The sequence below is a fragment of the Capillimicrobium parvum genome (genome assembly GCF_021172045.1).
GTDB classification, from domain to species: domain Bacteria; phylum Actinomycetota; class Thermoleophilia; order Solirubrobacterales; family Solirubrobacteraceae; genus Capillimicrobium; species Capillimicrobium parvum.
In genome coordinates this window covers 1,388,234-1,414,144 of the sequence record NZ_CP087164.1, presented here as the reverse complement: position 1 = coordinate 1,414,144, position 25,911 = coordinate 1,388,234, and the positions used below count along the sequence as shown (strand labels likewise).

Here is a 25,911-nt window from a genome sequence, read left to right as displayed (position 1 = left end):
AATCCCCTACCGGCGCGGCACGAACTCCGGCACGTCGAGCTCGGTCACGCCGAGCCCCGTGCGCCGGGTCGCCGAACCCACGGGCCGGTCGTCGCGCGACCGCTCGCGCGACGACGGGGTGCGCCGCTCCACGCGCGGCTCGCCGACCGGCTCCTCCAGGCGCGGCCGCGCCGGCCGCTCGCCGTAGCCGGTGGCGACGACCGTGACCCACACCTGGTCCTCGAGCTTCTCGTCGACCATGGCGCCGAAGATGATGTTCGCGTCGGGATGAGCCGCGGCGGAGACCGCCTTCGCGGCGTCGTTGACCTCGAAAAGCGACAGGTCGCGCCCGCCGGTGATCGACAGCAGGATCTTGCGCGCGCCGTCCATCGACGTCTCGAGCAGCGGCGAGGCCACGGCGGCCGTGGCCGCCTCGAGCGCACGCTTGTCGCCCGTGCCCATCCCGATGCCCAGGAGCGCCGGCCCGGCGTCGGACATGATCGTGCGCACGTCCGCGAAGTCGAGGTTGATCAGCCCCGGCAGCGTCACGAGATCCGAGACGCCCTGCACGCCCTGGCGCAGCACGTCGTCGGCGACCCGGAACGCGTCCATCATCGACGTCTGCTTGTCGAGGACGGACAGCAGACGGTTGTTCGGCACGACGATCAGCGTGTCGACCTCGGAGCCGAGCATCTCGACACCGGTGTCGGCCTGGTCGCTGCGCCGGCGGCCCTCGAAACCGAACGGCTTCGTGATGACGCCGACCGTCAGCGCGCCCAGCTCGCGGGCGATCCGCGCGACCACCGGGGCCGCGCCGGTGCCGGTGCCGCCGCCCGCGCCCGCGGTGATGAACACCATGTCCGAGCCCTTGAGCAGCGCCTTGATGCGGTCGTACTCGTCCATCGCCGCCTGGCGGCCGAGATCCGGGTTGGACCCGGCGCCCAGCCCGCGCGTGATGTTCGGCCCGATGTGCAGCGTGATGTCGGCCGTCGACTGCTGCAGCGACTGCAGGTCGGTGTTGACCGCGATGAACTCGACGCCCTCGACCTCGGCCTCGACCATCCGGTTGACCGCGTTCACGCCCGCTCCGCCGACGCCGACGACGCGCAGCACGGGCTCGCCGCTCGTCCGCGACCGGCCGGCCGGGTCCTGTTCGGGGCCGCGAGCGTACGGGTCGTCCTCGTAGACCGTCTCCGGGAGCGCGAGCATGTCGTTGGGCACCTCGGACTCCGACGAGAAGGCGTGGCGCAGGCGCTCCTGCGGCGACGGGATGCGGGGCTCGCGTTCGGGCTCCGGCTCGACGCGCCGGCCGAGCGAGGGATGCGGCGGATGCGGCGGCTCGTGCTCCGGCTCGGGAGCCGGCGGCGGCGTCGGCCGCGCGGCACGCGGCTCGGGAGCCGGCGGCGGCGTCGGCCGCGCGGCACGCGGCTCGGGAGCCCGCGGCTGCTCGCGGCGAGCGGGCGGCTGCTCGGGCTGCGGGCGCTCGGGCTCGACGTCCTCGTCCGCGGTCGACCGGAACAGCGCCGCCAGCGGGCCCTCCCGCATGCTCGCCCGCTTACCGCTTCCCATTGCCGAGAACCTCCTTCGCGAGCTCGCGATAGGACTGAGCCGCCATCCCGTCAGGATCGTACTTGAGCACCGACATACCCCGGACCGGCGCCTCCGCGAACCTGACCGTCTTCTTGATCCGCGAGGCGAACACCCGATCGCCGAAGTTCTCCTCCAGGATCTCGATCGCCTCCTTGGCGTGGATCGTGCGCGAGTCGACGAGCGTGGGCAGGATGCCCTCGATGTCGACGTCGGGGTTCAGGTTCTCGCGGATCATCGACAGGGTGTTCTGGAGCTGGATCAGCCCTCTCATGGACAGATACTCGCATTGGACGGGGACGATCACCTTGTCCGCCGCCGTCAGCGCGTTGATCGTCAGCAGCCCGAGCGAGGGCGGCGTGTCGATGCAGATGAAGTCGTAGTCCTCGAGGATCGGACGGAAGGCCTTCTCCAGCGACCGTTCGCGGCCGATCTTCGTCGACATCGCGATCTCCGCGCCGGCGAGGTCGATCGAGGCGCACGCCACGTCGATCTCCCGGCGGCGGATGACCTCCCGGATCGAGAGGTCGTACACGAGCACGTCGAACATCGACTTCTCGAGGGAGTCCGGGTCGATGCCCTGCGACATGGTGAGGTTGCCCTGCGGGTCCATGTCCACGCAGAGCACGCGGTGGCCCTCCTCGGCGAACGCGGCCGCGAGGTTCAGCGTGGTGGTGGTCTTGGCCACGCCGCCCTTCTGGTTGGCGAACGCGATGACCTTCGCCTTCGAGCTCACAGCAGGCTCCATGTGCGTCGCGTTGGACTCATACGCACGCGGTATTCGCAGGCGCATGCGGTATTCCTTCCCTCGATGCTCACCCACATGGACGACGTCGAGGAGTCGGAGCGCCGCTTCGGACACATCTGGGCGCTGCGCCAGTTGCTCGGCGCAGCGGCCGGCGCTCGCGAGATCGGCCTGAGCCGATGGCGGATCGAGGCCGAGGGGCGCGTGTGCTCGCCGGCGCACGTGCACTTCGACGAGGAGGAGATCTTCTACGTCCTCGACGGCACGGGCTTCGCCCAGGCCGGCCGGCGGGCCTACGCGATCTCCGCGGGCGACGCGGTCGTCTTCCCGGCCGGCGGGCGGCCGCACACCGTGTTCGGCGGGCCGATCGAGCTGCTGGCCTTCGCCTCCGGCTCCTCCACCCGGCTGACGTACCTCCCGCGCTCGAAGACGATGTGGGCCGGGCCCACCTGGCTGCCGCTCGACGGCGGCCATCCGTTCGATGCGGAGGCCGAGCTCGGCCCGCTCGAGCTCGGCGAGGTCGTCGACCCGGCCGACGAGCGCCCGTCGTGGATCGTGGGTCTCACCGAAGTCGAGGCGATGCCGATCGCCCACGGCGACCGCGACGAGGTGCGCACCGACCTCGGCAGCGCCGCCGGCTCCCGCCTGAGCGGGCTCAGGCACATCGCGATCGCGCCGGACGCCGAGGGGGCGCCGCCGCACTGCCACACCGCCGAGGAGGAGCTGTTCGTCGTGCTCGACGGCGACGGCACGCTGCGCCTGGGCGACCAGGAGCACCCGGTCCGCGCGGGCTCGATCGTCGCGCGGCCGGCCGGCACCGGGGTCGCGCACAGCTTCCGGGCGGGCGGGCAGGGCCTGACGCTGCTCGCCTACGGCCAGCGCGATCCGCGCGACGCCGTCTTCTTCCCGCGGTCCTCGACGCTGCGGATGGCCGGGCTCGGCGGCCTCACGTTCCGCGTCGAGCCCGTCGACCCGCGGGGCGGGGCGCTTTGACGCCCGCCCTCTCCGACGCCGTCCTGGATCCGGAGCGCTGAGCCGCGATCGCCAGCGTGCTCGACCACCGGTTGCTGTTCGTCACCGGCAAGGGCGGCGTCGGCAAGTCGTCGGTGGCGGCGGCGCTCGGCGCGCTCGCCGCCGAGCGCGGCAAGCGCGCGGTCGTCGCGGAGGTCCACCGGCGCACCGACGTGGAGCACGTCGTCACCGCCGCCGGCGCCGACCACGTGTCGATCGACCCGCAGGACGCCATGGAGGAGTACCTCGTCGACCAGCTCCCCCGCGCCCTGGCCGAGCTGCTCTCGTCGAGCCGCGCGTTCGCCTACCTGGCCGCCGCGACGCCGGGCATGCGCGAGCTGCTCACCGTCGGCAAGGTGTGGGAGCTCGCGCAGGACCAGCGCCGCACGCCGGGGGCCGAGCCGTACGACCTCGTGGTGGTCGACGCCCCCGCCACCGGACACGGCGTCGCCATGCTGGCCGCCCCCAAGACGTTCGCGGACGCGGCGATGGCCGGACCGATCGCCCGCCAGGGGCGCATCATCCACGAGATGCTCGCCGACCCGGCCCGCACCGCGATCGTCGCGGTGACCACGCCCGAGGAGATGCCGGTCAACGAGACGCTCGCGCTGCGCGACGGGCTCGAGCAGGCCAACGGCCAGCATCTCGCGCTGGTCGTGGTCAACGGGCTGCGCCGCAAGCGCCTCACGGCCGAGGAGGCCGGCGCGCTCGAGTCGCACCGCGAGCACCCCGCCGTCACCGCCGCGCTGGGCCTGCACGTGCTGGCGCTCGAGCAGCGCGCCCAGCTGCGGAGGCTGCGACGGCACATCGGCGCGCCGACCACGACGGTGCCGTACATCGCCGGCGGCGCCGATATCGCCGCGATCGCCCGCCGGCTCGACGGAGCGCTGGCATGAGACCCTGCGGGTCCTCACACCCCGACGCTACGACCCGGCGGGAGGCGGCATCGTGAGACCCTGCGGGTCCTCACACCCCGACGCTACGACCCGGCGGGAGGCGGCATCGTGAGACCCTGCGGGTCCTCACACCCCGACGCTACGACCCGGCGGGACGCCGCATCGTGAGCATCGAGCCGCGCATCGCCGGCAAGCGGGTGATCGTCTGCGCCGGGTCCGGCGGGGTGGGCAAGACGACGACGTCCGCCGCGCTCGCGATGGGACTCGCCGCGCGCGGCCGGAAGGTCGCGGTCGTGACGATCGACCCGGCGCGCCGCCTCGCCGACTCCCTGGGGCTCGACGAGCTCGGCAACGAGCCGCGCCTCGTCGACCCCGCGCGCTTCGCGGGCCACGGCATCGAGATCACCGGCGAGCTGTGGGCGATGATGCTCGATCCCAAGCACACGTTCGACGACCTCATCGCGCAGCTCGCGCCCGACGAGAAGGCGCGCGACGAGGTGCTCGAGAACCGGATCTACCAGGAGCTCTCGGGCGCCGTCGCCGGGTCGCAGGAGTTCACCGCGATCGCCAAGCTCTACGAGCTCGACCGCTCGGGCGCCTTCGACGTCCTCGTCCTCGACACACCGCCGTCGCGTAACGCGCTCGACTTCCTCGACGCGCCCGACCGGCTGACCAGCTTCCTCGAGGGGCGCGCCCTGCGCGTCTTCCTCACCGGCCCGACAGGCCTCGCGGCGAAGGTCGTCGGCCGCGGCACGAGCGTCGTGTTCTCCGTGCTCAAGCGCGTGACCGGCGTCGACCTGCTCACCGACCTGTCGGTGTTCTTCCGCGCGCTCGGCGGGCTGCTCGACGGCTTCCGCGAGCGTGCCGCCGGGGTCAAGGCGCTGCTCGCCGACCCGGCCACGACGTTCCTCATCGTCACGTCGCCGGAGCGCGAGCCCGTCGAGGAGGCGATCTTCTTCGCCGCCAAGCTCGCCGAGGCACACCTCCCCTTCGGCGGGCTGATCGTCAACCGCGTGACGCCGGCGGAGGGCCTCGACGCCGAGCCGGAGGCGGTCGTCGCCGAGCTGACGGGGGAGCTGGGCGCCGACCTGGCCCGCAAGGTCGCGGCGACCTACCGCGACGCCCGGGCGCTCGCCCAGCGCGACACGGCGGCCATCGCGCGCCTGCGGCGCGAGATCGGCGACGAGCAGCCGCTGCTCATCCCCCAGCTCGGCGGCGACGTCCACGACGTCGACGGGCTCGTGCGCGTGCACGAGCACCTCTTCGGGCCGGCGGGCTGACCGTCAGCCGCGGCGCGCGGCGTCCAGGCGCGCGGTGAGGACCAGCGCGGCCGCCGAGACGACGACGAAGCCGAGGACCCCGGCGGGGAGCGCCGCGACGGTTCCGACCGTCTGGGCGAGCGCCGTGACGATCGCCCGGGCGACGACCATGCCGAGGGTCAGGGCGAGGCCGAAGCAGGCGAGCACGAGCCAGACCGCGGGGAGCCGGTGCGAGGAGCGCTCGGTCATGTCCCTCACATCGGCGCGCCGCCGGCCTCCGGCAGCCCCAGCATGTGCGACTGGACTCATGTCTGATGCCTACCCCCTGCCGCCACGTCTGATTCGGTCTACCGGACGTTGGCGTTCATCCGGCCTGCATAGTCGATCAACGGCTCACGGCCTCTCCGACTTTCAGGAAACCACCCGGCCCAGACGGAGCCGTCGACGTCAGGCGGGCGTCTCGACGAGCAGGCGGTCGGCGAGCCCGCGCACGTCGGCGTCGAGGTGCCCGCACAGCACGTCGCGCAGCAGCGCGCGCAGGTATCCCGAGAGCTCGGCGATGAGCTCGTCGACCGCCGGCGAGTGCGGCGCGGTGCCGGCGATGATCGCGCGCTCCAACGCGATCGCCTGGCTGGCGCGCTCGGCCAGCGCGACCCGGTCCTCCGGGACGGCGCACAGCGCGGCGAGGCGCCCGGGCAGCCGGCCGGACGCCGGTCCCTCGGGCTCGAGCAGCGCGCGGAGCGCCAGCAGGACGTCGCTGAGCGCCTCGGCGGGCACAGTGCGCTCGCAGGCCATCCCGTAGCGCGACAGCGCCCACGCGAGCTCCCCGGAGCGCGGGGTGCGGCGGGCGACGAGGCTGCAGAAGCCGCGCAGCTCGTCCTCCTCGTCGGCTTCGATGAGCGTGAGGCCCTGCGGGATCCCGCCGGCGCCGAGCGCGGCCGAGCGCCACGCGCCGCTGTCGACGCGCGTCCAGGCGACCGATCCGAGCGCCACGCCGCCGTCGTCGTAGAGGCGCAGCGCGACGAGCAGGCGGCGGAAGGCCCGGCCCGCCTGGACGAAAGGGTCCGGCGCGCCGTCCTCGACCTCGGCGCGGAACGCGGCGACGACGTCGGCCTCGGTGCGCAGCTCGGCGGGCAGGTCGTCGAACGTCTCGGCGCGCGTCAGCGTGAGGCCGTCGGCGAGCACGATCTCCGGCGAGGCGATGTCGAGCCCGAGGACGGCCACGATCGCCGCGGCGTGCGTGCGCCCGGCGAAGATCAGCTCCTCGAGCTGTGCATAGGCGCGCTCGAAGCGCTCGTTGTCGAACTCGAACGTCGTCTGCTCGGCGTAGACACGCTCGAGGAAGAGCGAGAGCGCGGCATGCGCGCGGCCCGGAGCATCGGACGGCACGGGCTCGTGATGGGCCTTCAGATAGCGGGCGATGCCGTCGTGCGCGCCCAGCGCGCGGGCGGCGGGGACGTGCCCGTCGAGCCGGGCGAGCGCGCCGAAGCGCTCGCGCAGGAACTCGTCGACGAGCGGCCGGTAGCAGTACAGGGCCGTGCGCCGGACGCCGCGCTCCTCCACGAGCTCGAATGGGACCTCCGCACCGTCGGCGGTCTCGGCGGCGAGCGTCCACGAGACCTCCTCGACGTAGCGGCGCAGAGCGGCGTGAAGCGTGTGGGAGCGCACGCCGTCCCGTTCGCCGTCCACGTGGCGGGTCCTTCCGCCGGTGGCGATCAGCCGGCGACGGCGGCCGCGTCCGGCACGTCGGCCGGCATGCAGTCGTCCGCGTCCCCGAGCCAGCGCAGCCCGTAGGCGCGCATGTCCTCGATGATCGGCAGGAGGTCGAGGCCCTTGCTCGTCAGCGCGTACTCGACGCGCGGCGGAACCTCGGGAAAGGTCTGGCGCTCGACGATGCCCTCCTCCTCCAGCGCACGCAGGCGCAGCGAGAGGGTGCGCGGCGAGATGCCGGCCAGGGAGCGCTCCAGCTCGCAGAAGCGGGAGCGTCCCTCGGCGAGGTCACGGACCAGGAGGATCGTCCACTTGCCGGAGATGACGCCCGCCGTCCGGCTGACGGGGCAGGGGTCCATGAGCCATTACTTTACCAAGTGAAGCCTCGGGTTCCGGGCGGCACGGCCCGGCTCGGCGGGCGTGGCCACGTTCCGCCGCAGGTGCAGGTGTACGGGTCGGCGTACGAGGGCAGAATTTCGGCTGTGAGCTCGCCGGCGCACAGACCGGGGGTCACGGCGACGGAGAAGGCGCCGCCGGGCATGCGCGGCGTGGGTCCGACGCTGCCGTATCCGCTCAAGGCGGCGCTGACCCGTGGACGCTCCGCGGCCTGGATGCTGCGCGGGCGTCCTCGCCGGGCGGAGGGGCTGCGCATCCTGCTCTACCACCGGATCGCCGACGACGGCGATCCGCTCGCCGTCACCCCGCGCCGCTTTCGCGAGCAGATGGACCTGCTGGGCGCGCAGGGCTACCGCGCCGTGGACCTCGACGAGATCCTCGCGCTGCTCGACGGCGACGGCCCGCTGCCGCCGAGGACGATCGGCCTCACCTTCGACGACGGCTTCACGGACGTGGCGGAGAACGCCCATCCGGTGCTCGCCCGGCACGGCTTCACGGCCACGGTGTTCGTCACGACAGGTGTCACGGACGGGCGCCACCCCTTCCCCTGGTATCGCGATCAGCCCCCCGTCCTCGACTGGGACGACGTCGTCGCGCTGGACCGTGAGGGTGTGCTGCGCTTCGAGGCGCACACGGTCACGCACCCGAACCTGCTCACGACCGACCACGCGACGGCCGAGCGGGAGATCGAGCGCAGCCGTGAGGAGCTCGAGGAGCACCTTGGCCGGCCGGTGACCGCCTTCGCGTATCCGGCCGGCCTGTACGGCGACCGGGAACGGCGGCTCGTCGCCGAGGCGGGATATGCGGCGGCCGTCACCTGCGAGCCGGGACTCAACGTCGCGCAGACCGACCGCTTCGCGCTGAGGCGGCGCCAGATCGACTCCCGGGACACGCTGCTCGACTTCCGCGCGAAGGTCGCCGGCGGCCACGACACCCCGCTGCCGTTCCGGGGGCACTACCGGCGGCTGCGCTACGGCATGGGGCCGCCGCCGGCCGCCCGGGAGAGCTCCCCGGCATAGAGCTCGAGATGACGGCGGCGCACCGCGTCGACGTCGAAGCGCTCGAGCACGCGCCGCCGCCCGGCATCGCCCATCGCCGCCCGCCGGCGCGGATCGCCGAGCAGCTGCTCGATCGCCGCCGCCAACCGCCCCGGATCGCCCGGTTCGACGAGCAGGCCCGTCTCGCCGTCCACCACGATCTCCGGAATGCCGCCGACCCGCGATGCGACCACCGGCAGGCCCGCGGCCATCGCCTCGAGCACCGAGAGCGGCGCTCCCTCCGACCGGCTCGCGAGGACGAAGACGTCCGACCGTGCGAGCAGCTCCGGGACGTCGGTGCGGTCGCCGAGCAGCTCGACCGCGTCGCGCGCGGCCGGCAACGTGCGCAGCTCGCCCTCGACCGCGGGACGCGCGGGCCCGTCCCCCACGAGCGTCGCGGCGAACGAGGCGGGCGGCAGCCGGCCCAGCGCTCGCACCAGGGTCAGCGGGTCCTTCGGGTCGGCGAGGCGGCCGACCCAGACGATCCGCGGAGGACCGCCGTCGAGCGCGGCCCGCGCGACCGCCCCCGCGGGCACCGCGTTCGGGATCACGACGGTGCGCGCCGCACGGCACGTGCCCGCGGCCAGGCCGGCGCGCCGCTCCCCCTCGGCGACGCAGATCGTCACCGTGGTCAAGGGCGCCATGAGCCGGTCGGCCCACCGGTACAGCAGCGAGGGCAGGCCGGCGTAGGCCTTGAACGCCCACCCGTGCACCGTGAAGACGCGCACCGGCACGCCGGTGATCGCCGCGGCCAGGCGAGCGAGGATGCCCGCCTTCGAGCTGTTGGCGTGCAGGATCGCGGGCCTCTCGCGACGGAGCAGCGCGACGAGCTCGAACAGGCCCAGGACGTCGCGCAGGGGATGCAGCGGCCTGCGCACGTGGCGCAGCGCGACGAACCGGCCGCCCGCGGCCCTCGTCGCGCCCGCCAGCGGTCCGGTGCCATGCGCGGCGACGACCACGTCGTAGCGCCGGCTGACCGCGGGCAGCAGGTTCGCCACGTAGGTCTGGGCGCCGCCGGTCTCGGCGAGCGTGATCACGAAGAGGATCTTCGCCATGACAGCGCCGCTCCCGCCCAGATGAGGCCGGCGACCAGCCACAGGTGCCGCCAGTGCAGGGTGTCGATGACCGCGCTGTTGGCGAGCATCCCGCACCAGGCCCCGAGCAGCGCGGCGGATCCGATCCCGAAGGTGCTGCGCCCGGCGGCGGCGTTGCGGATCGCCGCGAGCAGCGTGTAGCCGAGGAACGCGATCAGCGCCGCGAGGCCGAGGAAGCCCTGCTCGCCGACGACGCGTGCGTACGTGCTGTGCGCCGAGATGCCGGCGATCGACTCGAACTGGCCGGGGCCGGCGCCGAGCGGGTACTCCTCGGCCGGCTGCAGGCCGGCCCGCTGCCCGCTGAAGCGCTGCGTGTCGTAGGTCTGCGGCCGGGCGCGCTCGGCCAGGAAGCCGCCGGCGCCCGTCGCGATCACGATCGCGACGACGACGGCGGCGGCGCACGATGCGACGGCGACGAACGCGAGCGCCTGGCGGGCGCCGCCGCGGCGCAGGGCCAGGACGCCGACCATGACGGCGAGCCCGACCGCGAGGTTCAGCCACGCGCCGCGCGAGTAGCTGAACAGCACGCCCACCGCGAGGATCGCGGACAGGACCGCTTTCGCGACCGTCCCGGACCGCAGCAGGCGCGGATGCGGGATCTCCTCGAGCACCATCAGCAGGGCCGGGATGAGGAACGGGCCGAAGACGTTCGGGTCCTGGAACAGCGCGCGCGCCCGGCTGCTCTCGGTGAAGAGCTCCGCGCCGGGGATCAGGGCGAGCAGCGCGGCGACGCCGATGACGGCCGACGTCACGGCGGCGACGACGTACGCGCGGAGGATCAGCTGCGCCCGAGGGCGCGAGACGACGTAGCTCGGCAGCCACAGCGCGAAGATCGCCAGGTACATCGTGATCGAGAAGAACAGGGCGGCCCGCTGCGGATCGGCCACCTGCATCGCCGAGATCACGTTCAGGGCGCCGAGCACGACCAGGATCCCGATCGCCGGGCCAGGGGCCGCGCGCAGATGCAGCCTCCCGGTCACCGCGCTCACGGCGATGACGGCGAAGAAGACGGCATCCGAGGGGGCCGGCTCGAACGCGACGACTCCGAGCAGCACGACGCCGAGGGCGACCGCGGCGTGCAGGTTCGCGAGCGTCAGCGCCAGGAGGCACACCAGGCCGGCGCCGGCGCCGACCGCGATGGCGGGCGCCGGCGGGTACCGGTACAGGGCGAGCGCCATCGCCATGCCGGCGGGGATGCTGGCGAGGCCGGCGAGCAGCGGCAGCAGGCGCCGGTCCGCGCCGTGGCTCATCGAGCGCCTCGGGTCCGTGGCGAACGTGCTCATCGCCTCGTCCCCCGGCTGCATGCCGCGTCGAGGCCGAGAACGGGACGGCAGGTGACCGGCCGCGGGCCCAGCGGGCCGGGGATCGCCGAGCGGGCGAGACGATCGGTCACCTCGGCGGGGGCGGGGCCGCCCGACCGTGCCGCGGCCAGCGCGGCCGGAAGCGACGGCTCGAGCGGGTTCAGCTCCTGGGCCCGGGCGAGCAGGGACACCGCTCGCGACCGCCGCCCCGCCTCGAGCTCCAGCACGCCGAGCTGCGCCTGGGAGTGCCAGCTGCCGGGGTCGCGGCCGATGGCCCGCGCGTAGGCCGATCGCGCCGCCGGCGCGTCGCCGGCCTGGACGGCGAGCGCGCCGGCGACCACGTCAGGCCGGTCGCTGAGCGGGTTCAGCGCCCGGGCGCGATCCAGCGCGCGCCTCGCGGCGGCCGGGTCGGCGGCGCCGATCCGCGCCGCGTGCTCGATCTCGAACGCCGCGAGGGCGGGAAGCGCCAGCGACGCCGCGGCGACGATCGCCACGACCGCGAGCGCCGCGGTGCGGCGGCCACCCCGCGGCGCGACGAGGACGGCCGCGTTCGGCGCCGCCACGGTTCCCATGCCGGCGGCCATGCCGAGCGCGGCCATCGCGGGGGCGCCGGCGGCCGGCATCTCCCACAGCCAGTCGAGCGAGGCATGCGCGATCCAGTAGATCGCGGCGAGCGCGGCGCCGAGGGCCACCGTCCCTCCGCCCGTGCGGCGGATCGCGGCGTGGGCGCCGGCGAACCCGGCCGCGAGGAACCCGCCGAGCAGGGCCGCCCCCACGAGGCCGGTCTGGCCGAGCACGCGCCACTCGACGCTGTGCGGGTACATCAGCTCCTCGTGATGCCGGCGATCCTGCGCGTACGCGTGGGCGAAGTTGTCGGCGCCGGCCCCCTGCAGCGGATGAGCGGCGAACTGGCCGGCGGCGACCCGCCACAGGTCGTAGCGCCCCGGGTCCCCGCTCGGCGTCAGGCGCGTGGTGAGCTGCGCCTCGCGCGCGCCGTCGAGGATCGTCGCGCGGGCCGTGGCCGCACCCGCGGCGACCACGGCGAGCAGCGCGGCCACGGCCGCCCAGCGCCACACGCCCGGGACCCGCACCGGCAGCCGGGGCATCGGGCGACCGTCGAGGCGCCGCGAGAACGAGCCGGCCGCGAACAGCGCGATGGCGGCGACGAGGATGGCCGCGCCGGCCCGGGTCACGGCCGCCTCGCGCTGAAGCGACGAGGATGCGTAGACGCGCAGCAGAAACGGCAGCGCGGCCGCCGTCGCCACCGCGACCGCCCCCAGCGCGACGATCAGCCGCCCGCGGTTGGGTGCCGCCCAGAGCGCCACCACCAGCGCGACGCCGCCGCCGATCAGCGACCCGCGGCTCTGCGCGAGGATGCCGAGGTCGACCAGGACGCCGGCCGCCGCCAGCATCGCCGCGCGCACCGCGGGAGGCGCCTCGCGGCGCGCGGCGAGGGTGATCGCGGGCCAGAGCGCCATCAGGTAGAGCGCCGCGCTGGCGTTCTCGTAGCCGGTCGGCGCTGCGAGGCGGCCGTCCGCGAACGCGGCGGTCACGTCGCCGGCCACCGCGCCGGCGAGCGCCCCAGCGCCGATCACCGCCACGACGAGGACGAACGCGCCGAGAGCCACGCCCGCGCGCCGCGACGTCCACGGCAGCGCGGCGAAGAGGGCGAAGACGAGCAGGTACAGCAGCGTGCGGTTCGCACCGTCCCACGCATCGCCGCGCGACTGCGCCCACAGCAGGGAGAGGAAGCTCCAGACGGTGTAGCCCGCCAATCCGGCGAGCGCCCAGCGCGTCCACCGCGACAGCGAGCCCAGGCGGCGAGCGCCGGCGAGCAGGACGAACGCGATCAGGACCAGGAGGGCGCCCGAATACCAGGTTGTCGGCGCCATGCCGCCGTCGTCGACCGCCCACCACGCGAAGACGACGAGGGCCGTCCCGGCGCCGGCCACGGTGGTCGTCGTCTGGGCCGCCCCGGTCGCCGGGCTCATCCGGGCCGCAGCGACGCGGGCTCGCGCCTCGGCGTCCACGCCGGCAACGAGTGGCGCGTCCGGCTGCCGCCGACGACGACGGAGCCGAGCACCGGCGCGGCGAGCCGGGCGAGGACGTCGCCGAGCTCCTCGGCGTCCGCGGGCCGTAGACGCGCGACGTGGCAGACCACGAGGATGGCGTCGGCCCAGCGAGCGACGAGCTGCCCGTCGATCGGCCCGAGCAGCGCGGGGCACTCCACGACGATGTAGCGGTACTCGGAGCGCTCGAGCTCGCCGAAGACGAGACCCAGGCCGTCGCCGGCCAGCAGGGCGGTCGTCCGCGCGGACGGGTCGCCGCTCGGCAGCGCGCGCATCTCACCGCGCGCCGGCGGCTCCCCGGCACGGGTGGCGGCTCGCACCTGCCGGCTCGCGCTCGCCTCCCCCTCGCGATCGATGGCCGCGAGCACGTCGCCCAGGCCCGGGGCCTGGGGAACGCCGAGCTCCCGGTGCAATCCAGGATGGCGCAGGTCGGCGGACACGACGAGCGTCGCCTGACCGGCCCCGGCGAGCGCGCGCCCGAGGCCGACCGCGATCTCCGACCGGTCCTCGTCCGGGTCGACGCTGGTCACCATGATCACGCGCTGCGACTCGTGCAGCTGCACCTTCACGGATGCGGCGAGCGCCTCGAGCGCCTCATGCGCCTGGCCGCGATGACGGCGGCGGCTCCGGCGCTCGGGCAGGACGACGAGCGGCGAGACGCCGCTGAGGGCGGCCAGCTGGCGTTCGTCGCGAATGCGCGGCGCGATGAAGTCCCGGGCGAGCGCGGCGAGCACCGCCAGGAACAGCGCCGCGAAGAACGCGAAGATCGTGTTCTGCAGCGGGCGCGGCGAGTCGGGCCGCTCGGGCGGCAGCGCAGCCTGGGCGAGTTGGAGCTCGTCCGCGGCCGAGGCCTGGCTGACGGCGAGCTGGCTGAGCCGCTGCCGCAGGGCACGGACCTCGTCCGTCGCGCCACGCCGGTCCTGGGCCCGGGCCAGCGCGGACTCGAGCTCCTGCCGCGCCTGCGCCTCGCGCCGGCGGTCGCCCGCACGGCGCCGGTCGAGGAAGCTCGCCGCGACCCGGTTGGCGATCGCGGCCGCGCCCGCGGGGTCCTCGTCGCTCCCGGTGACGGTGATGAGGTTGGCCGCGGAGTCGACGCTGACGCTCACCTTGTCGCGCAGCGTGTCGAGCGTCTCGCCCGGGAGCCGCTCGGCCGCGGAGACGAGCACGTCGCGCGACATCAGCAGCTTGCGGATCGTGGCCAGGGTCCGGGTCTCGCTGTCGGCGCTCGGGGCGACCAGCGCATCGCTCGGCTGGTCGAGCACCAGCGTGGCGGACGCCTTGTACGTCTTCGGAAGGGCGAGCGAGAGCGCCAGGACCGCGCCGGTGAGGGGGATCACGATCAGCGCGATCAACCACGCCCCGCGCCGGATGGCCGCGAGGTAGCGAGCGAAGTCCATGCCCTGCTCGTCGTGCATGCCCGCGGGGGCGGCGGGGCCGCCGGTGGCGACCCATGCTCTGGAGCCGCGGGACCCGTCATCGAGGGTCATGGCGCGACCGTACCCTCGCTCCCGCCGGCGTCCAACGCGATCGCGGCGCTCGGGCGCCGATCCCGGAGAACCACCTAGGGAGTTCCCCGGACTTCGGTCTCGGCGAGGACTGGCGAGGCCCCGTTCGCGGCACCGTTGAGGGCACATGCGCGTCCTGATCGTGTCGAGCTTCGTCCTGCCCCATGCCGGAGGCGTCGAGCGGTTCGTCGCGACGCTGCGCGACGTGCTCGCCGGCCGCGGCCACGCGGTCCGGGTCCTCGCGTGCCGGCGGCCCGGCGACGACGACACGGCGGACGTCGCGCTGCCGTCGCGCTTCCTGGGCCCCGGGGGCTGGCCGCTGCCGGTGGGCGGTTGGACGCGGCTGTGGCGAGAGGTGGGACGGGCCGACGCGGTCATCGCCAACAACGCCACGCATGTCGTCTCCGACGCCGCCGTGGTCGCCGCCCGGCGGCAGGGGGTGCCGGCGCTGCTCGTGGTGCACGGCTCGGGTCAGCCACAGCCGCATCGCACGGGGCTGGTGAGCGCCGCGCGCACGGCGTTCGGGCGCACGCTGCCCCGGCTGGCGCTGCGGCGGTCGCTGCCCGTCTCGGTGTCGGTCATCGGCGTGGCGGGCCTGCGCACGACCCACGGGATCGCCGGCGCCCACCTGCCGTATCCGCTCCCCGAGCTTCCCCGTGCCGCGACGCCGCCGCCGATCTCCGGGGACCTGCGGATCGCCTGGATCGGCCGTCTGTCGTCGGAGAAGGATCCGGTCCTGGCCGTGCGCGTGGTCGAGCAGCTGCGGGCGAGCCGTGGCGCCGTCCTCGACGTGTACGGGACCGGCCCGATGGCCGCCGAGCTCGAGCGGCTGACGCACGGGCGGCCGTGGCTGTGCCTGCACGGCAGCCGCCCGTGGAACGAGGTCCTCGACGCGCAGGAGCGAGCGCACGTGTGCCTGTCGACGTCGACGTGGGACAACGTCCAGGTGGCGGTGCTCGAGGCGCTCAGCCGCGGCGTCCCGGTCGTGTGCACGGACGTCGGCGACAGCCGCCGCCACTTCCGCCTGCCGTCCGTCGAGCGCTTCTGCGTGGCGTCGCGCGAGCCTCGCGATCTCGCCGCGGCGCTCGCCTCGCTCGCCGGCGGATACGACGCCCATCGCCGTGCGTTCGACGACAACGCGGGCCGGCTGCGCGCGGTGCACGGCGACCCGGCGCGGCGCATCGAGGAGCTGATCGGCATTGCCGCGCGACGCTGAGCGCCCCACCGTCGCGCGTGGCTCGGCGCCCTTGTTCTGGGCGCAGGTCGGCGGCAACCTGGGCCTCCTCGCGGCGCTGGTGCCGATCACGCGGTCGCTGGGCCCGGAAGGGCGCGGCACCGTCGCGTTCGTGACCGTGACGGCGATCGTCTCGGCGACGCTGGCCCGGCTCGGCGTGACGGAGGCGATGACCGTGTTCGCCGCGCAGCGGCCCCTCGAGCGATCGCGGCTGCTGTCGAACGTGCTGCTGTCGGTGACCGTGGTGGAATGCGTCGCGGCCGGGCTCGTGTGCGGGGTGATGCTGGCGTTCCCCGGCCTGCGCCCTCCGGGGGTCGGCGACCCGGAGCTGCTCGCGCTCGCCTGCGGCATGCTGGCCTCGGGGCTGGCGGACGCGGGATACATGTTCGTGCTGGGCTGCAGCCGGTTCCGGCTGCACTCCGCGGTGACGATCGCGATGGCCTGGGGGTACGCGGCGGCGACGACGCTGGTGACGCTGACGGTGGGTCTGACCGTGCTGCGGGCGATCGTCCTCTGGGTGGCCTTCCAGGTGATCAAGGCGTTCCTGCTGCTCGCCGCGTCGATCCGCGCGGAGGGTCTGGGCGCGCCGGGGGCGAAGCTGCTGCGCGAGTGCGTCATCTTCGGCCTCGGCGCCTGGATCGGCACGCTGTCGACCGCCTTCAGCCAGCGCATCGACCAGCTGCTCGTGGCCCTCATCGCGTCGGAGGCGGTCCTCGGGATCTACGCGACGGCGGTCAACGCGTTCGAGATCCTCCTGTATCTGGCGGGTGCGGCGGCCACCGCGATCCTTCCGCTCGGGGCGAGGGCCGGGGCGGGGGCGCGGACCGCGGAGATCCTGCGGACCTACCGGGCGGTGACCATGCTCACGGCGGCCGGGATCGTGGTCGCCGCGATCGTCGGGACGCAGCTGATCCCGCTGGTCTTCGGCGCACCGTTCGAGGCGTCCAACGGGCCGTTCCTGTGGCTCCTGCCCGGGGCCCTGGGCTTCGTGGCGCTGTCGATCTTCTCCAGCGCGCTGGTCGCGGCGTTCGCTCCCCGGCGCTCGTCGGCCGGGCCGCTCGTGTCGCTCGTGGTCGGGCTAGTGCTCGACATCCTGCTCATCCCGTCGCACGGTGCGACGGGCGCGGCGATCGCCACGACGAGCGCCATGCTCGCGGGCGGCGCGACGTCGCTCGTCCTCTACGCCACGCGCGATCGCTTCTCGCCCGGCGCGCTGCTGATCCCGCGCCGTGGCGACCTGGCGCTGCTGCGCGCCCTCGCCCGGCCGTTCTCACGGATGGGCCGCGTCGGGCCGGCCTGACCGGCGTCAGCGGGGGCGCAGGATACCGTCCCGGTAGGCCACGGCGACGGCCTCCGTCTTGCTGTTGACGTCGAACTTGCGCAGGATGTGCTCCACATGGGTGGCGACCGTCTTGGGGCTGATGAACAGCCGGCGGGCGATGTCGTCGGGGCGCAGGCCGTCGCCCAGCAGGTCGAGCACCTCATGCTCGCGCTTGGTGAGCCGGCGGCCGCCGGCGGCGACCCGGGACCGTGAGCGGCGCACGAGGTTCGTCAGCCGCGCCAGCAGCTCGCCCGGTGAGTACGGCTTGACCAGGTAGTCGTCGGCCCCCAGCAGCAGGCCGGCGACACGGTCGTAGGCCTCGGTCCGCGTCCCCGAGACGAACACGACGGGGACCTGCCCGCCCAGCTCGGACTTCAGGACGTGGCAGACCTCGTAGCCGGACACGTTGGGCAGCGGCACCTCGAGGATGACGGCCGACGGCTCGGTCGACCGCGCGATCTCCAGCGCACCGTCTCCGGTGTCGCACTGGACGACCCGATAGCCCGCCCCCCGCAGGAGGCGCGCCAGACCCGACCGCGACGCTTCATCGGCGTCGGCGATGAGAACCGTTCTCCCGATCTCCATGCATCTCCCTCGTCTCCGCGCTCATACATCGAGCTTCCTCCCGAGGAGCGCAGTGCGCGCGAAAGCCGACTGACGCAAGGTTCGGTACTGGATTCGGCCTAGGACATACCCGAAAAAAAGCGGTGAGTCACCCAATTGAGCCGACTCCCCACCGCGGGTAGCCCATTGGAGGACGGTTCAAGCGGTTCTGGAGGACGCACAAATGGGTGACGCACTGCAGCTGGGCTCGATCGCGACCGACGCGCCATCGGTCGCCGCCACGACGAGCACCACACTCGACACGGCCACGTCCACGACCGCCGAGGCCGTCGCACCGGTCGCGCCGGCAGAGCCCGTGCCGGCTCCGGAGCCCGCTCCCGCTTCGGCTCCGGAGCCGGCTCCTGCGCCGGCCGCCGCTCCGGAGCCGGCCAGCACCGCGCCGCCGGCGCCCGACCCCGCACCAGCGCCGGCACCCGAGCCCGTCCCCGCCCCGCAGCCGGCGGACACCGCGCCACCCGCCCCCGACCCCAGTCCCGCACCAGCGCCCGAGCCCGCCCCCGCCCCGCAGCCGGCGGACACCGCACCGCCCGCGCCCGAGCACGCCGTCCCGGTCCCGGCCCCGATCGACACCGTCTCCCACACGACGGCGCCGGCGACGGACACGATCAGCCAGACCACCAGCGATCCGGTGACCACGCTCACCCACGCCGCCTCCCAGACCACCAGTCATCCGCTGACCACGCTCACCGACCCGATCAGTGACGCCGCCACGCAGACCACCGCGCCCATCAGCGATACCGTCTCGAGCGCAGTCGCTCCGGTGGCGGACACGGCGTCCAGCACGGCCGACGCCGTCGCTCCGATCACGCAGGCGGCGACCGCAGCCGTATCACCGGCAACCGATGCCGCGGCGACCTCGGTCTCCCAGGTCGCCCACCTCACCGACCCCGTCAGCTCGACGACCGACGCGCTGACCCAGCCCCTCGCGCACGCCGCAGCGAGCACGGTCGACTCGATCGCTCCGGTGACCGACGCCACCGCCAGCGCGCTGGCCCCGATCACCCAGCCGCTCGCACCGGCCACCGATGCCCTGTCGAGCTCCGTCGCGCCCGTCGCCGACGCCGCCAGCACGACCATCGCGCCCGTCACCGACGCCGCGACGCACACCATCACCCCGGTCACCGAAACGATCAGCCACACGATCACGCCGGTCACCGACGCCGTGACCCCACTCAGCGACGCGGTCACGACGACCATCGCGCCCGTCACCGACACCGCGACGCACACGATCGCCCCCGTGGTCGATGCCGTCACCACCACCGTCGCGCCCGTCTCCGAGGCCGTCACCCCAGCGGTCGCGCCCGTCACCGAGGCGGCGACCGCGACGATCGCTCCGGTGGCCGACACCACGACGAGCGCTGCGGCGCACGTCGTCGCGCCGGTCGCCGCGAGCGTGCCGCCCGCCGCCGGCGTGGAGGGCGCCGGCGGCGGCGCCGCGCTGCCCGTTCCCGATCCGATCGCGATCGGGACGGACGGGACCGGCGCCACCTCGCCCGTCATCAGCGTCGGCGTCGGCCCCCACGACGCCGGCGGCGGCGTGCTCGGCATCGGTCTCCCGGGCGGGGCCGGGGACCCGTTGGTCCACGTCTCGCACGGAGACCCGGGCGCGAGCCCCATCGGCGGCACGCTCGGTCACGGCTTCCCGCTCGCCACCCACGACATCGGCGCCCTCCCCGGGCCGGGCTCCGGCGTGGCCGGCGCAGCAGATCCGGGACTGCTCGACCCGGGGGCCACGTTGTCCGGGGCCCCGGACCCGTCGGCCTTCGACACCATCCTCCAGGTCGCCGAGAACCCCCGCGTCCTGATCACGATGACGATCATCGCGTTCACCGCGCCCGGCCTCGTCTCCCCCGGTGCCGGCTCGGCCGCCGCGAGCATGCAGGTCGCGGCGACGAACGTCCGCCTCCTGCCGTGTCTCGCCAAGGCGGCCCTCGAGCGGCAGGCCGAGGCGATCCGGGCCGCGATGTCCGGTGCGGTCGTCGCGCCCGCCACCGCGCTGGCCGACGGCGCCAGTGCCGCGGCGGGCACAGGCGGTCAACTGATGTCCGGGGCGGGCCACCTGGCGTCCGACGGCGCGCATCGGCTCGCCCACTTCGCGACGCACGGCCTCGGCTCGATCTACCACGGGCTCGAGGACGGGTTCGGCCGCGCCATCGAAGGCGGAGACAGCGACAGCGCCGACGGGCTCAGCGACAGCCGCCTGATGATGCAGATCGGGATGCTGCTCGGCTTCGTCTACGTGGCCTTCCTGACCGTGTGGTTCTGGGCCACGCGGCTGCACCGCAGCGGCGTCCGGTCATGAGCTCCGCGGGAGGTGAAAGCGGCGGACGGCTACGTCAGCTTCAGCACGACGCCGATCACCAGCCACACGCCGATGAGCGCCGCCAGCACCCAGATCAGGAAGGCGGACTCGCTGATCGGCAGCCAGCGGATCTGGCGCTCGGCCAGGAAGAACCGCGTCCGGCCGCGAGGACGCCCGTCGCCGTCGTACTCGACGATCTCACCCTGCACGGCGGCGGCCGGATCCTGGGTCTCGCGACCTTCGGCGTCGACGTACGCGACGCGGGCGGTCCTCGGCGCCGGACGGCCCTGCTCAGGCGAACCTGCGGCACGTCCCATGAGCGCAGTCTACCCGTCGCGCGGAGGTTTCCCACCGTCAACCGCCATGGCGACCACGGAGGAGCGTCGTGAGAATCCGCGTCGCCGTTCCCGCTGCCATTCTCGCGGCACTCGCCATCGGCGCGCCGGTGGCTGACCTCGCGGCCGGCAGCGGCGCCGAGGCCCAGGAGCCAGTCACCCAGCCGGCCCAGAACGTGGTGCTGCGGGTCGGCGACTCGATGCAGGTGGAGGGTGCGTCGGTGCAATGCCTGGTCACGAGCCGGGGCGGACGGCCGACCGTCGAATGCCGGCGCACGGGACGCCTCAAGGGCACCTACGGCATGTTCCTCGACAGCCGCAACGCGGTCGTCGCCCGATTCCACTCGAGCGCTGCCGCCCAGACCGTCTTCCGGGCCCGCCACCACGGCGATTGGACCGCGTGCGTCGCCGGATCGCGCGCGCGGGCGGCCCAGGAGCATTGCCGATGAGCGCCGCCGCGGCGTCCGCCCCACGCCTCCGGCGGCTGCTCGTCGGCACGGCCGGCCGGATCGTGCTGACCTGGCTCGGCGTCGCGATCGTCGCCGCGGCCGCGCGCCCGCTCGATGCGGCCGGTCTGCTCGGCGTCTCGATCGCCGCAGGCATCTGGCTCGTCGCGCTGCGCGCGGCCCATCTCGGCGCGCCACGCGCGCTGGGCGCCACCGTGCCGGCCGCCATCGGCACCGCCACCGGCCTGGTCGCCGTCGCCGCGCTCAACCCGCTGTTGCCGTGCCTGGGACACCCGGTGCCGGTCCTGCTCGGCATGGCGCTCGCCGTGTTCGGGTCGAGCGTCGTCTGGGAGTCGGTGCTCCGCCGCGCCGGGGGGCGCCAGCGCATCCTCGTCATCGGCAGCAGCGCGATGGACGACATCTCCGCCATCGCGAGCCGCGGACCGATGCCGTTCGACATCGTGGGCACCGCCGAGCGCAACCCGTCGACGCTCATCCCGGACGCACCCGACGAGGCCGTCGCGGCGCAGGCGCTGCTGCCGCTCGACGACCTGTCGGTCGTGGTCTCCGCGCAGCGCCCCGACCTGATCGTGCTCACCGACGAGGCGTCGTGCTCCGACGCGCTCGACAGCCTGCTGGAGATCCGCCGTCCGCCCTTTCGGGTCGCGGGACTGACGAGCTTCTGCGAGTACGCGTTCGGCTGCGTCCCGCTCCCGCACCTCACCTCGATGTGGTTCATGAGCCTGCTGCACCTGCGCCAGCCGGCCGACCGGCCGTCCAAGCGGGTGTTCGACGTGCTCGTCGCGGTCGTCGGGCTCGCCGTCGCCGCGCCGCTGATCGCCCTGCTTGCCCTCGTGATCAAACGCACCCCGGGCCCCGTCATCTACCGGCAGACGCGGGTGGGCGAGCGAGGCCGGCGGTTCACGATGTACAAGCTGCGGACCATGACGGTGGAGGCCGAGCGGGCCGGGACGGCCGTCTGGTGCTCCGGAGACCGCGACCCGCGGACGACCGGGATCGGACGGCTGCTGCGGCGTACGCACCTCGACGAGCTCCCGCAGCTGTGGAACGTGCTCAAGGGCGAGATGTCCATCGTGGGGCCGCGCCCGGAGCGGCCGGAGTTCATCGAGATGCTCGAGGACGAGGTCCCCTTCTGGAGCCGGCGGCTGCTGATCCGCCCCGGCATCACCGGCTGGGCACAGGTCCGCTGCGGGTACGCGCGCGACTCCGAGAGCGCCGCGGAGAAGCTCTCCTACGACTTCTGGTACCTGCGCCACGGCAACCTGGGCGTCGACCTGGCGATCTGCCTGCAGACCGTGGTGCTCGCATTGGACGGCCTGATCCCGCGGGTCCGCGTCCTGCGCCGAGGATCCGCTCCCGAACGGCTCGTCCCGTGAGGGCGACGTCGATGGCGCTGACCATCTGTGCCGGTCTCGTCGCGGTGACGAACACGGCCTGCGCGTCAGGTCCCGCGGGGCACCTCCCCGGTCGGTCCGTCGCCGCGATCGCCGGAGTCGAGCCGGCGCGCGCGACGGGCTACCGCGTGCCGCGCGGCGCTCTGCGCGTCTCGACCTCCAGCGAGCTGCGGGGGGCGTTGCGCCGGCACGACCGGCAGGACATCGTGCTCGCCTCCGGCGTCTACGGCGGACGCCGTCCCTTCCTCGACCCCCACGCCCACCGGCTGTACGCGGCGCATCCGGGCCGCGCGATCCTGCGCGCGGGCCTCAGCCTCGGCGGCAACACCGGACGGGGCGGCGCCGTGGTGCGCGGGCTCGTCGTCGACGTCGCGGACCGCTCGCGCACGGTCGACGGGGCGGCCATCGCCGTGTGGGGCGTCGGGCGCGACACCCAGATCCTCGACACCCGGGTCGAGGGCCATGGCACGCTCCCGGCGGGCATCTCGGCGCGCCGGCCGGAAGGGCTCGTCATCCGCCGGGTCCGCGCGAGCGGGTTCACCGACTACGGGGTGCTCGCCGATGCCAACGAGCCGACATCGTCCACGCCCGCCGATCGGTTCACGATCACCGACCTCGACGTGCGGCACGTGGCCCGGGTTCCGCGCGGGTCCTCGAACGGCCGGGCCGAGGCCTGCCTGTGGATCGGCAATCCGGGGGACGTCGCGCGCGTGCGGGTCCGTGACTGCGGGTGGTCGGGCGTGTGGACGGGCACCGCGACCGATGGTGCTCACCTGAGCGACGTCGACGTCGACGACGCCCCGACCGGCGTCTACATCGAGCACTTCACGACGAACAGCCTGTTCGAGGGCCTGCGCATCGGCGCCGGCGTCCGGGTCGGCGTGCTCGCGGAATGGGACGACCCGGCCTGGGGCGGTCGCCCGGCGAGCGTCGACAACACCATCCGCGCCAGCCGCATCCACAGCCGCCTGGTCGGCGTGTACCTCGACGACGGCACCACGAGAACCGTTGTCGCCGACAGCTCGTTCGCCGGTCAGAGCTGGGCCGCGATCGGCGACTTCCGCGGCCAGGACAACCGCGAGACCGGCAACGACTTCGCCGCGATCGATGCCGGCGCGCGGCAGGTGCGCCACGACCACCTCGGCACCGCCCGGGACGGAGGACCATGACGATCACGACGGCCGCACCGACCCACGTCGAGACGATCGAGCGGCTCGACGAGTTCGAGGCGCTCGCCCCCGAGTGGGACCCGATGGTCCGGGCGATGGCCCGGCCCAGCCCGTTCCTCCTGCACGCCTGGCTGGCGGAGTGGTGGCGCCATTGCGGCCAGACGCCGACCGTGCTCGTCGCGCGCGCGGACGGGCAGCTGGCCGGCGCCCTGCCCGTCGTGATCCGGCGCCGGGCGGCCCTGCGCGTGGCGAGCTTCATGGGCGGCCGGACCGCCGTGCTCCCCGACCTGCTCGTCGCCGAGAGCGCCGCGGACCGCACGACGGAGGTGGCCGGCGCGCTCACCGCCGCGCTCGCGCAGACGTGCGACGTCGCGGACCTCCACGGCGTGCCGGCCGGCAGCCGGATCGCCGCGGCGCTCGGGCCGCGCCTGCAGCTGATCGAGCGCATCGAGGCGCCGGTGCTCGACCTGCAGGCGGGGTGGGACGCCGTCTATCGCGCGAAGACGAACTCGAAGAAGCGCAACCTGCACCGCCGCCGCCGGCGCCAGCTCTCGGAGCTCGGCCGGCTCACCGTCGCGGTAGCCCGCGAACCGGACGAGCTCGAGCCCGCGCTCGAGGACGCGTTCCGGCTGCACGACCTGCGCTGGGACGGGCGCCCGGACGGCTCCGGCTTCACGAGCGGCCCGGGCAAGGCGTTTCAGCGTGCTGCGATGCGCCGGCTCGCCGAGGCCGACGTGCCGCGGATCGTGTCGCTGCACCTCGACGGCCGCGCCATCGCGTTCCACTACTTCTTCGCGCTCGAGGCCACGATGTACGTCCACCGGCTCGCCTTCGACCCGGCCCTCGCGCGCTGGTCGCCCGGGCTCGTCAACACGCTGGACGCCATCGAGGCGGCCGCGGGCGAAGGGCTGACCCGGGTCGAGTACCTCGGCGGCGGCGAGCGCTACAAGCTCGAGCTCTCCGACGGCCTCGAGCCGCTGTACCACGGGTTCGGGCTCGCCGCGGGCCTGCGCGGTCGCGGCTTCGCCACTGCGCACCTGACCGTCATCCGCACGAGGCTGCGGCTCAAGCAGAACCCGCGCCTGCACCACCTGTACTTCGAGCAGCTGGCCCCGGTCCGCCGGGCGGCGGACCGGACGCGAGCGGTCAGCGCGCGCAGCCGGCGCTGAGCCGCCGCGCCGTGAACCGGCTGCCCGAGACGAAGCGCGCGATCGGGCCGAACCGCCGCTCGGCGGCGAACCCGACGAACATCACGTCCGGATCGCTCGACCGGAACCAGCGATCGAGCACCGGCCACCCGTCGCGCACCGCGATCGCCGCGCGCACGGCCGGCGACAGGAAGCGCATGCGGTCGAGAGCGAACCGGAATCCGGCCGAGACCACGACCGCGTCGGCCTCGCGCGCCGATCCGTCGCTGAGCAGGAGGCGCACCACGTCGTCGCGCCGCTCGAGCGCCGTGACCGCCGTCCCCTCGGTGAACCTGACGCGCCCCTCGATCTCGCCCCGCACCCACGGCGACCCGCCGGCGCGCAGGATGCGGCGGGCGACGCTTCGGCGCGCCGGCGCGGGCAGGGCGGCGTAGGCGTCGGGGTGCAGCGCAAGGCGGTTGAGCGGGGGCGGCCCGTAGCCGACCACGGGATACGCGAGGCGGTAGATGCGCTGCCGGAGACGGCCGCGCGGACGGTAGGGCTCGCGGTCGGTGAACCACCGGACCTGCGAACGCACGATGACCTCGACCTCGGCGCCCGCCTTCACGGCCAGCGCCGCGGCCTCGAGGCCCCCCTGCCCGCCGCCGACGACGACGACCCGGCGCCCCCGGTAGGGCTCGTAGTCCTGCCGGTCGATCGCGAAGGAGATCCGGTCGCCCATCGCGGCGTCGAACGGGGGCGGGGCGTACGGAAACGGCGTGACGCCGACGGCCACCACGATGCGCCGGACATCGACCTCGTCGCCGGCGGCGGTGACGAGCCGCAGCACGCCGCCACCGCGGTCGACGTGCACGACGTCGGAGGGATCCGTGTCGGGGACGAACGTCTCGCGGAACCAGTTCGCGTAGCGCAGGAACTTCTGCAGCGGGATCGGCTCCTCGCGCGGCTCGCCCACGGCGCCCGCCCAGATGCTGATCGACCCGCGGTCCGCGGGAGCCGACAGCGACGTCTCCTCCCAGTCGGAGCGCAGGCGCATCTCGGGCGGCATGCGCGTGCGCCACGTCTGCATCGGCTCGCCGAAGACGCGCACGCGGAGATCCGGAAGGTGCGCGGCGACCGACAGACCGAAGGGGCCTGCTCCGATGACCGCGAGGTCGAGCCGTTCAGCCATGTACCGGAATTCCCATCCGCTCGGAAGCGCACACCGGAGCGGAGGACCCGCGTCCGCAAGCAAGTAACGGCTCTGGCGGACCGTTGCTTGTGGGCCGGTTGCCGATGGCGCGGGCGCCGCCGCCCGCGCGCCGCCACCGGGTCGCGAACGCCCGGTG

General features: G+C 74.4%; 23 protein-coding genes. 11 read left to right on the top strand and 12 right to left on the bottom strand.

Going from position 1 to position 25,911, the window contains the following annotated elements; genetic code table 11:
• Positions 1-6: 6 nt before the first annotated feature.
• Positions 7-1,524, bottom strand: a complete 1,518-nt coding sequence (gene ftsZ, locus DSM104329_RS06950; protein ID WP_259314675.1) for a cell division protein FtsZ — start codon at positions 1,522-1,524, stop codon at positions 7-9.
• Between the two features lie 10 nt (positions 1,525-1,534).
• Complete coding sequence (locus DSM104329_RS06945) at positions 1,535-2,302, bottom strand: ParA family protein (protein ID WP_259314674.1); 768 nt, start codon at positions 2,300-2,302, stop codon at positions 1,535-1,537.
• A gap of 75 nt (positions 2,303-2,377) precedes the next feature.
• On the opposite strand from DSM104329_RS06945, the gene DSM104329_RS06940 reads away from it, so the two are divergent.
• The 3 genes from DSM104329_RS06940 (at position 2,378) to DSM104329_RS06930 (ending at position 5,498) form a co-directional block, all read left to right on the top strand.
• Entirely contained in the window at positions 2,378-3,304 is a 927-nt protein-coding gene (locus tag DSM104329_RS06940; protein ID WP_259314673.1) for a cupin domain-containing protein, read from the top strand.
• A gap of 56 nt (positions 3,305-3,360) precedes the next feature.
• Complete coding sequence (locus DSM104329_RS06935; RefSeq protein ID WP_259314672.1) at positions 3,361-4,218, top strand: ArsA family ATPase; 858 nt, start codon at positions 3,361-3,363, stop codon at positions 4,216-4,218.
• Between the two features lie 164 nt (positions 4,219-4,382).
• Complete coding sequence (locus DSM104329_RS06930) at positions 4,383-5,498, top strand: ArsA family ATPase (RefSeq protein WP_259314671.1); 1,116 nt, start codon at positions 4,383-4,385, stop codon at positions 5,496-5,498.
• A gap of 3 nt (positions 5,499-5,501) precedes the next feature.
• Here DSM104329_RS06930 and DSM104329_RS06925 read toward each other — a convergent pair whose 3' ends face one another.
• The 3 genes from DSM104329_RS06925 to DSM104329_RS06915 all read right to left on the bottom strand — a co-directional run bounded on the left by DSM104329_RS06925 (position 5,502) and on the right by DSM104329_RS06915 (position 7,546).
• On the bottom strand, positions 5,502-5,726 hold the full coding sequence (locus tag DSM104329_RS06925) for a hypothetical protein (RefSeq protein WP_259314670.1): 225 nt from the start codon (positions 5,724-5,726) through the stop codon (positions 5,502-5,504).
• Positions 5,727-5,924: 198 nt separating this feature from the next.
• Positions 5,925-7,166, bottom strand: coding sequence for a hypothetical protein (locus DSM104329_RS06920; RefSeq protein WP_259314669.1), 1,242 nt, complete (start codon positions 7,164-7,166; stop codon positions 5,925-5,927).
• 26 nt (positions 7,167-7,192) lie between these two features.
• A complete protein-coding gene (locus DSM104329_RS06915) occupies positions 7,193-7,546 on the bottom strand; it encodes a winged helix-turn-helix transcriptional regulator (protein ID WP_259314668.1) in 354 nt (117 codons plus the stop codon).
• Between the two features lie 123 nt (positions 7,547-7,669).
• Here DSM104329_RS06915 and DSM104329_RS06910 point away from each other — a divergent pair, with 123 nt between their 5' ends.
• Complete coding sequence (locus DSM104329_RS06910; protein WP_259314667.1) at positions 7,670-8,602, top strand: polysaccharide deacetylase family protein; 933 nt, start codon at positions 7,670-7,672, stop codon at positions 8,600-8,602.
• On the opposite strand, the gene DSM104329_RS06905 is transcribed toward DSM104329_RS06910, so the two are convergent.
• The 4 genes from DSM104329_RS06905 to DSM104329_RS28870 are packed head-to-tail and all read right to left on the bottom strand — an operon-like array spanning position 8,554 to position 14,571.
• On the bottom strand, positions 8,554-9,675 hold the full coding sequence (locus DSM104329_RS06905; RefSeq protein ID WP_259314666.1) for a glycosyltransferase family 4 protein: 1,122 nt from the start codon (positions 9,673-9,675) through the stop codon (positions 8,554-8,556). The two genes, DSM104329_RS06910 and DSM104329_RS06905, sit on opposite strands and share 49 nt — an antisense overlap.
• Positions 9,654-10,997, bottom strand: a complete 1,344-nt coding sequence (locus DSM104329_RS06900; protein ID WP_259314665.1) for an O-antigen ligase family protein — start codon at positions 10,995-10,997, stop codon at positions 9,654-9,656. The genes DSM104329_RS06905 and DSM104329_RS06900 overlap by 22 nt, the downstream gene beginning before the upstream one ends.
• Positions 10,994-13,006, bottom strand: coding sequence for an O-antigen ligase family protein (locus tag DSM104329_RS06895; protein ID WP_259314664.1), 2,013 nt, complete (start codon positions 13,004-13,006; stop codon positions 10,994-10,996). Before DSM104329_RS06895 ends, DSM104329_RS06900 begins: the two co-directional genes overlap by 4 nt.
• Entirely contained in the window at positions 13,003-14,571 is a 1,569-nt protein-coding gene (locus DSM104329_RS28870; protein ID WP_268738865.1) for a Wzz/FepE/Etk N-terminal domain-containing protein, read from the bottom strand. The genes DSM104329_RS06895 and DSM104329_RS28870 overlap by 4 nt, the downstream gene beginning before the upstream one ends.
• A 145-nt stretch (positions 14,572-14,716) precedes the next feature.
• Between DSM104329_RS28870 and DSM104329_RS06885 the strand changes: the two genes are divergently transcribed.
• Both DSM104329_RS06885 and DSM104329_RS06880 read left to right on the top strand, forming a co-directional pair.
• Complete coding sequence (locus DSM104329_RS06885; RefSeq protein ID WP_259314663.1) at positions 14,717-15,805, top strand: glycosyltransferase family 4 protein; 1,089 nt, start codon at positions 14,717-14,719, stop codon at positions 15,803-15,805.
• The gene (locus DSM104329_RS06880; RefSeq protein WP_259314662.1) at positions 15,789-17,123 is read left to right on the top strand and encodes a lipopolysaccharide biosynthesis protein; all 1,335 of its coding nucleotides are present in this window, start codon (positions 15,789-15,791) and stop codon (positions 17,121-17,123) included. Before DSM104329_RS06885 ends, DSM104329_RS06880 begins: the two co-directional genes overlap by 17 nt.
• A 6-nt stretch (positions 17,124-17,129) precedes the next feature.
• Here the strand turns inward: DSM104329_RS06880 and DSM104329_RS06875 are convergent, their stop codons facing one another.
• Positions 17,130-17,729, bottom strand: a complete 600-nt coding sequence (locus tag DSM104329_RS06875) for a response regulator transcription factor (protein WP_259314661.1) — start codon at positions 17,727-17,729, stop codon at positions 17,130-17,132.
• Between the two features lie 202 nt (positions 17,730-17,931).
• Between DSM104329_RS06875 and DSM104329_RS06870 the strand changes: the two genes are divergently transcribed.
• Positions 17,932-20,070, top strand: a complete 2,139-nt coding sequence (locus tag DSM104329_RS06870; RefSeq protein WP_259314660.1) for a hypothetical protein — start codon at positions 17,932-17,934, stop codon at positions 20,068-20,070.
• A 29-nt stretch (positions 20,071-20,099) separates the two neighbouring features.
• On the opposite strand, the gene DSM104329_RS06865 is transcribed toward DSM104329_RS06870, so the two are convergent.
• Positions 20,100-20,387, bottom strand: a complete 288-nt coding sequence (locus tag DSM104329_RS06865; protein WP_259314659.1) for a hypothetical protein — start codon at positions 20,385-20,387, stop codon at positions 20,100-20,102.
• A gap of 68 nt (positions 20,388-20,455) precedes the next feature.
• Here DSM104329_RS06865 and DSM104329_RS06860 point away from each other — a divergent pair, with 68 nt between their 5' ends.
• From DSM104329_RS06860 to DSM104329_RS06845, 4 genes are read left to right on the top strand one after another with little or no spacing between them, the layout of a single operon-like run.
• Positions 20,456-20,854, top strand: coding sequence for a hypothetical protein (locus tag DSM104329_RS06860; protein ID WP_259314658.1), 399 nt, complete (start codon positions 20,456-20,458; stop codon positions 20,852-20,854).
• Complete coding sequence (locus DSM104329_RS06855) at positions 20,851-22,248, top strand: sugar transferase (protein ID WP_259314657.1); 1,398 nt, start codon at positions 20,851-20,853, stop codon at positions 22,246-22,248. Before DSM104329_RS06860 ends, DSM104329_RS06855 begins: the two co-directional genes overlap by 4 nt.
• Before the next feature lie 11 nt (positions 22,249-22,259).
• Positions 22,260-23,435, top strand: coding sequence for a hypothetical protein (locus tag DSM104329_RS06850; protein WP_259314656.1), 1,176 nt, complete (start codon positions 22,260-22,262; stop codon positions 23,433-23,435).
• Positions 23,432-24,604, top strand: a complete 1,173-nt coding sequence (locus tag DSM104329_RS06845; RefSeq protein ID WP_259314655.1) for a GNAT family N-acetyltransferase — start codon at positions 23,432-23,434, stop codon at positions 24,602-24,604. Before DSM104329_RS06850 ends, DSM104329_RS06845 begins: the two co-directional genes overlap by 4 nt.
• Here DSM104329_RS06845 and DSM104329_RS06840 read toward each other — a convergent pair.
• Positions 24,582-25,754, bottom strand: coding sequence for an FAD-dependent oxidoreductase (locus tag DSM104329_RS06840; protein WP_259314654.1), 1,173 nt, complete (start codon positions 25,752-25,754; stop codon positions 24,582-24,584). The two genes, DSM104329_RS06845 and DSM104329_RS06840, sit on opposite strands and share 23 nt — an antisense overlap.
• Between the last annotated feature and the right edge of the window lie 157 nt (positions 25,755-25,911).

What these genes read in the sequence shown, in the direction of transcription:
- DSM104329_RS06900 (WP_259314665.1), bottom strand. Translation starts at nt 10,997, where the DNA reads ATGAGCACGTTCGCCACGGACCCGAGGCGCTCGATGAGCCACGGCGCG.
- DSM104329_RS06875 (WP_259314661.1), bottom strand. Translation starts at nt 17,729, where the DNA reads ATGGAGATCGGGAGAACGGTTCTCATCGCCGACGCCGATGAAGCGTCG.
- DSM104329_RS28870 (WP_268738865.1), bottom strand. Translation starts at nt 14,571, where the DNA reads ATGACCCTCGATGACGGGTCCCGCGGCTCCAGAGCATGGGTCGCCACC.
- DSM104329_RS06840 (WP_259314654.1), bottom strand. Translation starts at nt 25,754, where the DNA reads ATGGCTGAACGGCTCGACCTCGCGGTCATCGGAGCAGGCCCCTTCGGT.
- DSM104329_RS06865 (WP_259314659.1), bottom strand. Translation starts at nt 20,387, where the DNA reads ATGGGACGTGCCGCAGGTTCGCCTGAGCAGGGCCGTCCGGCGCCGAGG.
- ftsZ (WP_259314675.1), bottom strand. Translation starts at nt 1,524, where the DNA reads ATGCGGGAGGGCCCGCTGGCGGCGCTGTTCCGGTCGACCGCGGACGAG.
- DSM104329_RS06870 (WP_259314660.1), top strand. Translation starts at nt 17,932, where the DNA reads ATGGGTGACGCACTGCAGCTGGGCTCGATCGCGACCGACGCGCCATCG.
- DSM104329_RS06885 (WP_259314663.1), top strand. Translation starts at nt 14,717, where the DNA reads ATGCGCGTCCTGATCGTGTCGAGCTTCGTCCTGCCCCATGCCGGAGGC.
- DSM104329_RS06925 (WP_259314670.1), bottom strand. Translation starts at nt 5,726, where the DNA reads ATGACCGAGCGCTCCTCGCACCGGCTCCCCGCGGTCTGGCTCGTGCTC.
- DSM104329_RS06940 (WP_259314673.1), top strand. Translation starts at nt 2,378, where the DNA reads ATGCTCACCCACATGGACGACGTCGAGGAGTCGGAGCGCCGCTTCGGA.
- DSM104329_RS06895 (WP_259314664.1), bottom strand. Translation starts at nt 13,006, where the DNA reads ATGAGCCCGGCGACCGGGGCGGCCCAGACGACGACCACCGTGGCCGGC.
- DSM104329_RS06905 (WP_259314666.1), bottom strand. Translation starts at nt 9,675, where the DNA reads ATGGCGAAGATCCTCTTCGTGATCACGCTCGCCGAGACCGGCGGCGCC.
- DSM104329_RS06850 (WP_259314656.1), top strand. Translation starts at nt 22,260, where the DNA reads ATGGCGCTGACCATCTGTGCCGGTCTCGTCGCGGTGACGAACACGGCC.
- DSM104329_RS06915 (WP_259314668.1), bottom strand. Translation starts at nt 7,546, where the DNA reads ATGGACCCCTGCCCCGTCAGCCGGACGGCGGGCGTCATCTCCGGCAAG.
- DSM104329_RS06845 (WP_259314655.1), top strand. Translation starts at nt 23,432, where the DNA reads ATGACGATCACGACGGCCGCACCGACCCACGTCGAGACGATCGAGCGG.
- DSM104329_RS06855 (WP_259314657.1), top strand. Translation starts at nt 20,851, where the DNA reads ATGAGCGCCGCCGCGGCGTCCGCCCCACGCCTCCGGCGGCTGCTCGTC.